This is a genomic window from Pedobacter sp. GW460-11-11-14-TSB4 (assembly GCF_059423705.1).
The window spans coordinates 40,128-52,019 of the sequence record NZ_JBWKYI010000034.1; the positions used below are offsets into that span (position 1 = coordinate 40,128).

An 11,892-nucleotide genomic window follows, 5' to 3' on the forward strand; every position below is an offset into this window, starting at 1 on the left:
TGTGAAAATACGAAATTTTAGGCGTTTTTTGAAAACAGTTCTAACTGAGGATCGCTCACATTAAAAGTTTTGCGGTGAAAAGGCGATAGGCCCATTTCGATTACGGCTTTACGGTGTGCAATGGTTGGGTATCCTTTATTCTGTTGCCAGTTGTAATGCGGAAAATCGAGATGCAGGTTGGTCATGTATTCATCCCGGTGCGTTTTTGCCAATATAGAGGCTGCAGCGATATTTAAATATTTACCATCGCCCTTAATAATGCAGCTATGTGGAATTTGCGGATAGGTTTTGAAACGGTTGCCATCAATGACCAGGTATTGTGGCTGGGTATGCAATCTTTCGATCGCCCGGTGCATGGCCAGAAAAGAAGCATTTAAAATGTTGATCCGGTCTATCTCTTCATGATCGCAAGAAGCAACCGCCCAGGCCAAAGCCTCCTGCTCTATAATGGGCCTCAGTAAAGCCCTTTGCTCGTGAGATAGCTGTTTCGAATCGTTTAGTCCTTCCAGTACAAAACCTTTTGGTAAAATAACCGCCGCAGCAAAAACAGGACCAGCGAGGCAACCTCTTCCAGCTTCATCACATCCGGCCTCTAATAATTCTTCCTGATAGCAGTTTAACAACATGTTGCAAATTTAAAGAATAACGTCAGATTATTGAAAATTGGTTGATAAAGATGTAATTTAGTTTTGAACACGACTAAATCAAAAGGAATCAAATTTGTTTCAACAGACCATACAACTGAATTATGAGAGCATATAATGAAACCTTAGCCCTTCGCGTGGCCGAACGGTTGATGCATATAGCCGATGTAGAAGAAAAACTAATGTTCAGCGGACTTGTTTTTATGGTTAATGGCAAAATGTGCCTTGGTGTTTCTAAGAATAGCTTAATGGTACGGCTCGATCCAAATAGTTTAGAAAGCCTATCACATAAAGATGGCTGGCAGCAGATGATTATGGGCGACAGACCAATGAAGGGTTATATCTCTGTATCAGAAGATGTTTTGGGCCGGAATGATGAACTCGATTTCTGGGTTAAGCTTGCCCTGGCCTTCAACCCCTTTGCCAAGGCATCTAAAAAGAAATGATCACACAAAAAAGTTATTGCCTCATCCCTCTTCAAAAACTAGCAAGAGCCATATTTTTTGATTAATTTTATCTTACTAATCAAATATTATGAAAAAACGGGCTTTTATAGCAGTATGTCTGCTATGCATTTCATTTACCATTCAAGCTCAGGTTAAAAGAACCAGTACATCAACAGAAACTAAGGAAACAAATACGCAACCATTAAGGGTTCAGGCACCGGAAGGACATTATTGTGATTACTGTAAATTAAATTATCCTGAATCGCATTTCCCTTGTCTCATGAAGTCTATTAAAGGCAAACTAGATGTAGCCACGGGTGAAGTCAGTTTTGTGGCGGGGCAACCAATAGGCGGTATTGTAGTGAAAGGCGGCAAAAACCCTGGAGACCATACCATTACACTAGTGACGAATCAGAATGGGGAAATCGAATTTAACAACGCCAGCGCAGGGAATTATAAATTTATCATTTCAGTACCTGCTACTAATCCCAAATCGCGGGTAGCGGGATCACCAATTGGTGGCATAATTGTGAAAGGTGGCAAAAATCCTGGAGGAAGTTTAATTACGCTAATCACGAACGAAAATGGTGAGATAGAACTTAATAACCTTGCTGTGGGTACGTATAAATTCACCGCTTTAGGTGCTTCTGCAACAGAAAAAAGTAATCCTTTATACAAATCGAGTTATTCGGAAAAGGTAAACCCTTTATATAAAAACTAAAAACGTTAAATTTACGCTACCTTCCATTTTCTGGCACTATTATGGAATCTTTCAATTCTGTGCATCTTTAAATTGTTACACATTTAAAACACACATTATGAAACGTTTAAATTTAATATTGAGTCTAGCACTTCTTTCGCTTGGATTTCAATCTTTTGCCCAAACCAATAAGGAAACTACAGTAAAAATTGTAGCAGATAAAAATTATACTTTTGTTGCTAACACTGCCCTGCCGATGTCGAACAACGACATTAGCAGAGTATTGGCCATGATGCCGGGTAGTCAGGGTGGTTCTTCTATCAACCTATCGGGTTCGCAATACGATGTTAGGGTTACCAAAGACAGTATTGTTGCTTATCTGCCTTATTATGGCAGATCTTTCTCTGCCCCGATGGATCCTACACAGGGTGGTATTAAATTTACTTCAAAAGATTTTACCTATACGGAATCGAAGAATAAAAAAGGATCGTACACAATCCAGATTAATACAAAGGATGTGAAAAGAGAAAATTATCGGTTTACGATAAACATTTCAACCAATGGGTATGCCTCATTAACGGCAAGCAGCATGAATAAACAACCCATTATTTTTAATGGTTATTTAGATGAGCCAAAGAAACAGGATTAGAAGTTTGTCATCCTGAGCCTGTCGAAGGACTTACTTAAATTCATAGTAAGGCATTTCGACAAGCTCAATGTGACATATCGAAAATTAAATTATTTCTTAATCAACTCAATCTGAAAAATATGTGGCCATTTTTTACCGGCAACAAAAAGTCTTTTGGTTGCTTTATCGTAGGCGATACCGTTTAACACATTATTGGCCTTTGCATCGTCAGTTTTAAAATAATCTGCAGGCAACAATCCCGATAAATCAATCTTGCTTTCCACAGCACCAGTTGCTGGATTAATAATCAGGATCTCGTTGGTGGTATAAACATTTGCATAAATTTTTCCATCGATAATTTCCAGTTCATTCAGATTTTGAATTGGCCCTTTATGATCAAAAACATCAATTGATCCAATTTTCTGATAGGTATCTTTATTCAGGAAAAAGATGGTGTTCGAGCCATCGGTATTCAATACTTTCTCACCATCAAAAGCCAGACCCCAGCCTTCTCTGCCAGTGGTGTACGAAAATTCGGATAGTTTTTTAAAGCTTGCTTTATCATATACAAAACCAACTTTCTCGCGGTAAGTTAATTGAATAATCTTGTTGCCGATTACCGTTATGCCTTCGCCAAAATACTGTTTATCCAAATCTGTTTTCTGAAGGATTTTACCAGTTGAAGGATCTACTTTACGCAAGCTGGAGTGGCCATAATCGCCGGCACTTTCATAGAAAAAGCCATCATGATATTCTAAACCTTCTACATACGAAGAGGTATCGTGAGGTAAGGTTTTAATCACTTTGTAAGTATATTCAACAGGCGCCTGGGCAGCCAATACATTAATATTCGAAGTTAAATCTTCCGACTTTCCGGCGCCAAATATTTTGGCCGTCAACAGGTGATTACCCAATTTTAAACCTGCGGTTTTAAGTTTGATGGCAGAAGTATCTGCTTTTGAAGCCACTTTAAGTGTATTGATCAGGTAAACGACAGAGTCTACTTTTTGTTCAGCTCCAAACTGTACTTTCACATCAAATTCGCTTCCTGAGGGCACATTGAGGCCAATCATTGGAGAAAGAAAGCTACGGTATGTTGTGGTAGAACTGTCTTTACAGGAACTTACCAATGCAAGTGCAATTCCGATAAACAGGAAATTTTTAATGGGGTTAATCTTCAGGCCAAAACGCATCTTCTATATGGTTTAAATTATAATTTTTATTCTTTGTAAATGTAATGGCAATAATATCAAAACGGATATCGTTTTGATGGTTCATTATTTCAATATAAGCATTAGCGGCTAATTCCATCTGAATTTGCTTGGCTTTGTGCACAAATTCTTCAGGTTCGCCAAAAGCAACCGAGCTACGTGATTTAACTTCTACGAAAACCATGATGCCATTTTTATAAACAATCAAATCCACCTCCGCTTTGCCATAGGTCCAGTTTTCATCTAAGATCTCATAACCTTTATCCACCAGATAATGCTTTGCAATATTTTCTCCTTCTTTACCTAAATCATTGTGAAATGCCATGAGTGATTAAATATTGGAGTTTGATTAATATTTTACTACAATGATTGCTTTTAGCTTCTTATTTAGGTCGATCGTCATGCTGAATTTATTTTATTAGCCATTTCTATTGTTTTTTAATGGTCTAATAGCTACTTCGTGGTCAGCATCTTTCATACTATTAAGACCCTGAAATAAATTTACTTCGTAGCTTTCCACTGCGCTACAGGTCAGGGTGACGATACTATAGTAACGTATGAAGTAAAATTACTTAAAGATAAGCGATCATTACTTGCTACTAATTATTCCGTCATTATTTAACAATTACAGAACCCAGAAACTTAGAAATTTCCCTTTCCACACCTTTAATTACGCCATAACGCTGCATTAAAATCATTTGGTTATCCTCGTTCTTTTCTTCCTTTATCTCTTTCAACAGGTTCATCAATATCTTTTCGACTTTACGTTTTTTAAGGTGAAAAATACCGCCTAAAATAGTGGCTTTTAAATTCATCGATTCATCCTTCACATAAATAAGGTGTTTATTTAACCAGTTTTCACTTAAAGCATACTCTGAGGTTGAAAGTGTAATGGCCAGATCGGCAATATCCCTATCCTCATGTTTAACAAAATGGTTCGATGTAGGTAATCTGCCGTTGTCGATTTCTGATTTATAATAATCGATAATTCTTTTACAAAGTGGATCATCAAATTCTACATCACTCAGGTTCTGCATGATGAATGAACCGATGTACATATCATCAATTTTATCCCAGTTTACAAATTCGTGCCCGAAAGCCAGTAACAAACGTACAATTTCCTTTTCCTGATGTTCATTTTCTTCTACAGGTGCCTCGTGACCCATCGGGCCTGCGCTATCATCCCATAAATCGTCGGGTGGACCAAGCGGCTCCGGCGGACCAGAAGAATAGGGTTTCGGACTTGCTGATGGATTTGCCCGCTGATTATTATCAAAACTTTTCTTAAGCTTAGCCGAACGCATTTTATTGAGTTCGCTCAGTAAAATATGCTCATCGATTTCAAGTAAGCTGCTACACTCACGGATAAAAACAGAAGCCTTAATGGGATCAGGAATTTTGGCAATACTTTCTACAATATCGCGGATAATACCTGCTCTTTTAATCGGATCATTCCCTGCATCTTTAAGCAGCACATTCGCCTTATACAGAATAAAATCTTTTCTGTTCTGTTCGAGATAAGTTTTAAAAGCGCCTGCCCCAACATGGTGCATATAAGAATCGGGATCGTGGCCATCGGGAAAGGAAACGATTTTCACGTTCAGGCCTTCTTCCAAAATCATATCCAAACCACGAAGTGAGGCTTTAATCCCCGCAGCATCGCCATCAAATAAAATGGTAATGTTCTGGGTAAAACGCCCGATCAGTTTAATTTGCTCTACCGTTAGCGAAGTACCCGAAGAGGCCACCACGTTTTCTATTCCGGCCTGATGTACCGAAAGCACATCGGCGTAACCTTCTGCCAAGTAACAGTTATCCAAATCGCGGATGGCTTTTTTAGCATGAAATAAGCCATAAAGTACATTCGACTTATGATAAATTTCACTTTCAGGCGAGTTTACATATTTCGGAACGTTTTTATCTGTTTTTAGCGTTCTACCACCAAAACCAATAATCCTGCCCGTAAAGTTATGGATCGGAAACATTACCCGACCCCGAAAGCGATCATAAATTTTTCCGTTATCGTTTTTGATCGATAATCCGGTAGCTTCTAAAAACTCTAATTTATGGCCGGCGTTAGTTGCGCTCTGGGTCATGGCATCCCACACATCGGGAGAATAACCTACCTCGAATTTCTTCAGGATATCTTCTCTAAAACCACGTTCTTTAAAATAGCTCAGGCCTATTCCCCGGCCTTCGTCGGTTTCCCAGAGCTGTTTTACAAAAAATGCAGCGGCATACTGCGAAACCACATAAAGGCTTTCTTTGGCACTCTGTGCTTCGGCATCCTGAGGGCTTAATTCGGCTTCCTCAACTTCTATATTGTATTTATTGGCTAAAAATTTAAGTGCTTCCGGATATGAATATTTTTCATGATCCATGATAAAGCGCACTGAATCGCCTCCTTTACCACAACCAAAACACTTGTAAATGCCTTTAGTTACGGATACGTGAAAGGAAGGGGTTTTTTCGCCATGAAAAGGGCAATTACCAATTAAACTGGTTCCGCGTTTTTTTAAGTGCACAAAATCCCCAACTACCTCCTCAATACGGGCGGTATCCATTATCTTATCTATCGTTTCGCGGTTGATCATATACGCACAGCTCTTTCCTTCTTATTTAACCACAAAGATAACAGAGAAAAAACACAAAGAACACAGAGAAAATTTCTTTGTGTTCTTTGTGGAATACTTTGCGTACTCTGCGGTTTAAAACCTACTATTTTACCAAAGGCAATAACTGATCAGCAACCAATTTATTACCTGTTTCGTTTAAGTGTACTCTATCAACGGTTAAAATGCCTTTTTCTTTATCTTCGGGATTATTTTTCGCTTCGTATTCTGCAAAAATTTTCCTCAAATCGCATACAGGAAGATTATTTTTTGCGGCTAATGTTCTTATCCCTTCTGCATATTTATTTAAATCGGCATCCAACTCATTGGTACCATCTTTTTTCTCCCCAACAACCGATGGGGTAACCAATACCACCTTACTGCCCACACCCTGAATTTTATTGATTAAAGCCTGGTAAAACTTTAAATATTTATCGTAATCGGTTCCGGTATGGGATGATTGTTTATGCCAGACATCATTAATACCGACATAAATTACCACTAAATCAGGCTTCTTATTTAATACATCATCCTCTAAACGCAGGTATAAATCGTAAACTTTGTTGCCGCCTATCCCAGCCCCGATTACATCGTATTTGGTAGAATCAAGCGATTTTTTGATCAGGGTTACATACCCATTTTTAGAAAGGCCCTGTTGGGTAATCGAATCGCCAAAGAAGATAATCCGTTTTGGTTTAAATGTCATTGATGTTAATGCAAGTAAGCAAAAGCTTAGTAAAATACTCGTTTTAAATAATGTTTTCATTGTATAATTGATTAGTATTATTTTTTATCGGTTCTTTTAAAATCCAGGTCCTGAAAATCGAAACTAAAATCGGTTAATGGCGAAATGGCTTCTATTTTAAACCCATCTGCCAAAGCATTGTTATCTAGACTAAAATTAACAAAAGCATCGGCATCTAAACTTCTATCATACCATTTTACAATAAAGGTGTTGCCCTTATAGTAAGTCATATCACCTTTTAATTTGGGGGCATTTTTTGCCTGAAAATGCATCTTGCCATTCACCTCGCTAATGCTTACATCGCCAAACCAGGCATCATGAAAAGTGCCATAATAATTTTTAGCATCTGGCTTTGCGACCGACAGTTTTTGCTGTGCTGCAATATCATTCCAAACTTTGCTCACCATTTCGTCAGCCTGTTTTTCGTTTTTAAGTCTGTTATCGTTATAGGTTTTAATCCGATCCTGTCCTTTAATACCCAGGTAGCCATCCTTAATCGAATTCGTGATCGAATTAAATGCCGCACCCGATTGTTGATTGGTTAATACAATAATGCCCAATTTCATTTCGGGAAGAATGGTTACCTGTGTTACAATTCCAGATAACCCACCAGTATGTGTCGCCTGGAAATTGCCATTCACATTACTTAAAAACCAACCTAAACCATAACTACTGAAAGCAGCCGGATTACCTCCAGCGATAATGGTTTGCGGAGTCCAAAGTTCTCTTGCTACAGCAGGACTGAATAATTTCTTATCCAATGTTTCGCCATACTTACCACCATTAATCATGGCCATCACCCATTTGCTCATATCGGTAACGTTCGAGTAAATCCCGCCAGCGGCATTTGCGATTTCTCCAAAACTTAACCCTACAGGCAGCAGTTTGCCCTGATATGGTGCATGGCCATCAATCACATTCGATTTGTCTTTTAAGCGGTACCAAGAAGCTGCCGTTTTGGTCATACCTAATGGTTTAATAATCCTGCTCTCAATAAAATCTTCATAAGTAATCCCTGAAACTCTTGCTACCACCTCTCCAGCAACAATGTACATCAGGTTATCGTAATCATATTTGGTGCGGAAAGAAGAAACTGGTTTTAAATAACGGAGGTTATGGATCAGCTGTTTTTTATCTACAGTTGACGAATCCGGCCAGATCATTAAATCGCCAGCGCCCAAACCCAGGCCACTGCGATGTGTAAGCAGATCGCGGATGGTAAATTCGCTGGTTACGTAGGCATCGTACATTTTAAACTCCGGAATTACATCGGTAACTTTTGTGTCCCAGGTAATTTTCTTTTCATCAACCAGCATCCCCAAAGCAGCAGCGGTGAAAGCCTTCGTGTTTGATGCCACACCAAAAAGGGTATGCTCATCAACTTTTTTATTGGTTTTAATAGAGCTTAATCCATAACCCTTTAAGTGGATAATTTTACCGTCTTTAATTACAGAAACTGCAATCCCTGGAACGTTAAAGGTGCTCAGCGTTTTTTCTACCACACTATCGATTTGCTTCGACGACAATACCTGTGCATGCACATGAATACCCGTAAACAATACTAAAGTAAATGATATTTTAAATTTCAAGGAAGAAAAGAGTTGCATATTGATCGGTTTAAATAATCGTTTAAAGATAATAACCTGAATTCGATTAATATTTATTCTCAATGATTAATTTTCATCCCCTCATCCCAACGCGATCGTCATGCTGAATTCATTTTACAAGTAGAATAGTGTTTTCAATTGCCTTGTAGCTACTACGTGGTCAGCATCTTCATGCAAAATAGATCCTGAATAAATATACTGCGTAGCTTTCCGCTGCGCTAAAGGTCAGGATGACGACCGCTTGCCTCAAATCCTTATTTGCCCTTTTCGAGTTTATAATCTTTATGTACGATTAAAAAACTTGCCCTTTCTTCTTTTTTGAAAGGATAATCCCAGTTACCCTGGTAAGTAATTTTGGTTGGTAATTTATCCTCTCCGAAATAGCCCATTTCTATATTCATTTGTACATCAAAATCGAACAGCATATTGCTGTATTTCATGTCGACATAACGGCCCAGAATGTTAAAATTCCGTTTATCGAAAATGGTCACCAGCTCTTTGATCATGATACCATCTTTTGTCCAGCTACTTAGGTCAGGCTTAACTGAAACCTTGAATCGATACACCGGAATAGAATCGAGATAAGTGCCACTGGTGAAACCATAATCGTAATACTGGCGCATATTGGCCGAAAATATTTCGGTTTTACTACCGATGAAAGGAACTTTTACCGGACGACCGGGATTGAAGATTAATGTTTTCAGTTTGTCTTTATAACTTTCGTTTGTTCCACCTTTTCCGTCAGGTTTTGGTGCATTCGGTACAAAGTCAGTATTGTAAGCATTCATAAAAATGTAATCGAACATTTCTACCGTATATAACTGGTATTTACCGTTTTTCTTATAAATCTTACCGGTATCCTGCTTTACCAGGTATTCCATTTTATAAGGTCCGCTGTTGTTGTGGCGGATTTTGCGGTAAATTTTTCCATCCACCTTATTCTTTTTGTCATAACTATAAATCCTGTTTTCAGCGATAAAAGTATAACGTTTCATATCCCTAAACGACTGATAAAAAGAAGTATCGTACATGACCTTTCTGATGAAAGTTTCGACATTCAACTTTTCGGCCTTAATATTTACTGCCGAATCGAGCGTAATGGTTTTAATGGTATCAGGATTAAAACGGTTGATTTCCTGAGCAAAACCTTTATTAAAGAGCGATATTAACAGTAAAAGAAAAAGTACTTTTTTCATGGAAAATGGAATAGGTAAAATGGAAAATAGACGATGGATAATGGAAAATGTGTTATGTAAGATGTCTCTCATGGACGATTTAACGCCGTTGTCCATCTTACATCCTCCACCTTACATCATTAATTCCCTAGTTGTTTTAAAGCAATATAAGCCATTAATCCTGTGGATATTTTCAAAGCATCTTCATCAATATCAAATCGTGGGGTATGTACCGAATATTGCGTATCTTTTGCTGCATTCCCAGTACCTAAACGATAAAAACAGGCATCTGTTACCTGCGAGTAGAAAGAAAAATCTTCGGCAGCCATCCAGATATCTAAATCAACCACATTTTCTTTGCCTAAAAAATCTTCGGCGAAAGCCCTCGCGTTTGCGGTTAGTTTTTCTTCATTGATTAAAAACGGATAACCTCTGTGGATATCAAAATCGCAACTTCCACCCATGCTTTCAGCCATTCCTTCGGCCATTTTTTTCATGCGTTTGTGTGCTTCATCTCTCCAGTTTTCATCCAGGGTTCTAAATGTACCTTCGATTTTTACCTCGTTTGGAATTACATTGGTCGCCCCGTTGGCAATTACCTTACCGAAAGATAGAACGGATGGTAAACGTGGATCGGCATTACGGCTAACAATTTGCTGCAGCGCAACAATAATATGTGATGCGATTAAAACCGGATCGATATTTTGGTGAGGTTGTGCACCATGACCGCCTTTTCCGGTTACAGTAACATATAACTCATCGGTTGAGGCCATGTAAATACCTGAACGGAAACCTACTTTACCAGCATCAATTAATGGCATTACATGCTGACCAACGATAGCATTAGGCTTTGGATTCTCCAATACACCTTCTTTAATCATGATACTCGCTCCGCCCGGCAACAATTCTTCGGCTGGCTGGAAGATCAGTTTAATTGTCCCTCCAAATTCATCTTTTAGCTGATTTAAAATATGTGCTGTTCCTAAAAGCGAAGAGGTATGCACATCATGGCCGCAGGCATGCATTACGCCATGGTTTTTAGAACGATAAGGTTTATCATTGGTTTCATGGATCGGTAAAGCATCCATATCCGCACGTAAGGCAATTACCTGATCGGAGGGCAGGTTACCTTTAATTAAACCTACCACACCAGTATTGGCACAGTCGGTATATTCAATGCCCCATTTTTTTAATTTATCCTTGATGAACAATGAAGTTTCGAATTCTTTGAAAGATAATTCGGGATTGGCATGGATATGTTGACGATAGCCTACTACATCATTAAAAATGTTGCTGGCCAGTTCTTGGATTTTATTTTTGATCATTACTTGTGGTGGTATCTAAACTTGGTGCATTAATTTTCTCCCTAAAAATAAACAATGTCGGGAAATTTGGTCTGAGCTCATTGATGAGGCGTTGTGCTTCCAGCCGTGTCCTAAAATCGCCCACGCGCACATAATAGTTGGGTTCTTTATAAACGAGATAGGTGTTTAATTTAGGATAAAGACCTTTAAACCTGGCTTGTTCGCTAAAAACTTCGCGCCGGTCTGAGCCATAAAAAATTTGTACGCGGTAACCATAAGCCGAAACAATCGGTTTTCCGGGTTTTACCTCGCCAGAAGTTTTATAAACTTCCAAACGTTTAGCAATTAAACTATCGATTAAAGGATCTTTTATAACCGTTACCTCTCCTTTTTGTGCAAAAGCAGTAGTAAAAAGGAACAAACAGCTTATAAAAGTTAATATTATTTTCATGTGTAAAAACCCCGGCATTTAGTGAGCAGATGAATAAAATATCATCTCCTTTCTTCTTAACAACAAGAATGCCGAAATCGTTGCAAAAATCGGCATTCTTTATGGGTTAAGCAAATAGTTTAGCGTGCAGGTATTTCAACAATTAATTTATCTGGGTTTTGATGTGTTTGCCAAATGGTGTGAATAATGATTTGAGTGTCACTAACCTCATAAAATATAATAAAATCAAAAATAATCAAACCCCTAATATTTGGATCTGAGGACTGAATCCCTAAGTTCGGATTCTTAATTACGAGTTTGATTTCTTTATTAAACCTTTTATAAAGTTTAGCAGAATATTTTTTATTCCCATTTCTATTGGCATAAAAT

General features: G+C 38.3%; 13 protein-coding genes. 3 read left to right on the forward strand and 10 right to left on the reverse strand.

The genetic code is table 11. From position 1 onward, the window contains the following. Positions 1-17: 17 nt before the first annotated feature. Positions 18-626, reverse strand: a complete 609-nt coding sequence (rnhB, locus tag AC07YT_RS22415; protein WP_086548944.1) for a ribonuclease HII — start codon at positions 624-626, stop codon at positions 18-20. 122 nt (positions 627-748) lie between these two features. Between rnhB and AC07YT_RS22420 the strand changes: the two genes are divergently transcribed. From AC07YT_RS22420 to AC07YT_RS22430, 3 genes are all read left to right on the forward strand, one after another. Further along, positions 749-1,090, forward strand: coding sequence for a TfoX/Sxy family protein (locus AC07YT_RS22420; protein WP_086548943.1), 342 nt, complete (start codon positions 749-751; stop codon positions 1,088-1,090). Between the two features lie 88 nt (positions 1,091-1,178). Next, complete coding sequence (locus tag AC07YT_RS22425; protein ID WP_086548942.1) at positions 1,179-1,811, forward strand: prealbumin-like fold domain-containing protein; 633 nt, start codon at positions 1,179-1,181, stop codon at positions 1,809-1,811. 97 nt (positions 1,812-1,908) lie between these two features. Beyond that, positions 1,909-2,439 carry a DUF4251 domain-containing protein gene (locus AC07YT_RS22430; protein WP_086548941.1) on the forward strand — a complete coding sequence of 177 codons (531 nt, stop codon included), beginning with the start codon at positions 1,909-1,911 and terminating at the stop codon, positions 2,437-2,439. A gap of 89 nt (positions 2,440-2,528) precedes the next feature. On the opposite strand, the gene AC07YT_RS22435 is transcribed toward AC07YT_RS22430, so the two are convergent. The 9 genes from AC07YT_RS22435 to AC07YT_RS22475 all read right to left on the reverse strand — a co-directional run. Next, positions 2,529-3,611 (reverse strand): glutaminyl-peptide cyclotransferase, encoded by a 1,083-nt coding sequence (locus AC07YT_RS22435; RefSeq protein WP_086548940.1) that lies wholly within the window; start codon positions 3,609-3,611, stop codon positions 2,529-2,531. Beyond that, positions 3,589-3,954, reverse strand: a complete 366-nt coding sequence (locus AC07YT_RS22440; RefSeq protein WP_086548939.1) for a YraN family protein — start codon at positions 3,952-3,954, stop codon at positions 3,589-3,591. Before AC07YT_RS22440 ends, AC07YT_RS22435 begins: the two co-directional genes overlap by 23 nt. Before the next feature lie 289 nt (positions 3,955-4,243). Next, positions 4,244-6,223 (reverse strand): DNA primase, encoded by a 1,980-nt coding sequence (gene dnaG, locus AC07YT_RS22445; RefSeq protein ID WP_086548938.1) that lies wholly within the window; start codon positions 6,221-6,223, stop codon positions 4,244-4,246. Between the two features lie 124 nt (positions 6,224-6,347). Next, entirely contained in the window at positions 6,348-7,007 is a 660-nt protein-coding gene (locus AC07YT_RS22450) for an SGNH/GDSL hydrolase family protein (RefSeq protein ID WP_086548937.1), read from the reverse strand. Positions 7,008-7,024: 17 nt separating this feature from the next. Beyond that, on the reverse strand, positions 7,025-8,593 hold the full coding sequence (locus tag AC07YT_RS22455) for a serine hydrolase (RefSeq protein WP_086548936.1): 1,569 nt from the start codon (positions 8,591-8,593) through the stop codon (positions 7,025-7,027). A 254-nt stretch (positions 8,594-8,847) separates the two neighbouring features. After that, positions 8,848-9,789 (reverse strand): hypothetical protein, encoded by a 942-nt coding sequence (locus tag AC07YT_RS22460; protein WP_086548935.1) that lies wholly within the window; start codon positions 9,787-9,789, stop codon positions 8,848-8,850. Positions 9,790-9,908: 119 nt separating this feature from the next. Continuing rightward, a complete protein-coding gene (locus AC07YT_RS22465) occupies positions 9,909-11,093 on the reverse strand; it encodes a M20 metallopeptidase family protein (protein ID WP_086548934.1) in 1,185 nt (394 codons plus the stop codon). Beyond that, positions 11,080-11,523 carry an SPOR domain-containing protein gene (locus AC07YT_RS22470; protein ID WP_086548933.1) on the reverse strand — a complete coding sequence of 148 codons (444 nt, stop codon included), beginning with the start codon at positions 11,521-11,523 and terminating at the stop codon, positions 11,080-11,082. Before AC07YT_RS22470 ends, AC07YT_RS22465 begins: the two co-directional genes overlap by 14 nt. A gap of 119 nt (positions 11,524-11,642) precedes the next feature. After that, positions 11,643-11,892, reverse strand: a 250-nt coding sequence (locus AC07YT_RS22475; RefSeq protein WP_494945538.1) for a type II toxin-antitoxin system RelE/ParE family toxin, incomplete at its 5' end; no start/stop codon positions are given.

Excerpts from the sequence above, each read along its gene's own strand:
- rnhB (WP_086548944.1), bottom strand. The coding sequence starts at position 626 with ATGTTGTTAAACTGCTATCAGGAAGAATTATTAGAGGCCGGATGTGAT.
- AC07YT_RS22420 (WP_086548943.1), top strand. The coding sequence starts at position 749 with ATGAGAGCATATAATGAAACCTTAGCCCTTCGCGTGGCCGAACGGTTG.
- AC07YT_RS22425 (WP_086548942.1), top strand. The coding sequence starts at position 1,179 with ATGAAAAAACGGGCTTTTATAGCAGTATGTCTGCTATGCATTTCATTT.
- AC07YT_RS22430 (WP_086548941.1), top strand. The coding sequence starts at position 1,909 with ATGAAACGTTTAAATTTAATATTGAGTCTAGCACTTCTTTCGCTTGGA.
- AC07YT_RS22435 (WP_086548940.1), bottom strand. The coding sequence starts at position 3,611 with ATGCGTTTTGGCCTGAAGATTAACCCCATTAAAAATTTCCTGTTTATC.
- AC07YT_RS22440 (WP_086548939.1), bottom strand. The coding sequence starts at position 3,954 with ATGGCATTTCACAATGATTTAGGTAAAGAAGGAGAAAATATTGCAAAG.
- dnaG (WP_086548938.1), bottom strand. The coding sequence starts at position 6,223 with ATGATCAACCGCGAAACGATAGATAAGATAATGGATACCGCCCGTATT.
- AC07YT_RS22450 (WP_086548937.1), bottom strand. The coding sequence starts at position 7,007 with ATGAAAACATTATTTAAAACGAGTATTTTACTAAGCTTTTGCTTACTT.
- AC07YT_RS22455 (WP_086548936.1), bottom strand. The coding sequence starts at position 8,593 with ATGCAACTCTTTTCTTCCTTGAAATTTAAAATATCATTTACTTTAGTA.
- AC07YT_RS22460 (WP_086548935.1), bottom strand. The coding sequence starts at position 9,789 with ATGAAAAAAGTACTTTTTCTTTTACTGTTAATATCGCTCTTTAATAAA.
- AC07YT_RS22465 (WP_086548934.1), bottom strand. The coding sequence starts at position 11,093 with ATGATCAAAAATAAAATCCAAGAACTGGCCAGCAACATTTTTAATGAT.
- AC07YT_RS22470 (WP_086548933.1), bottom strand. The coding sequence starts at position 11,523 with ATGAAAATAATATTAACTTTTATAAGCTGTTTGTTCCTTTTTACTACT.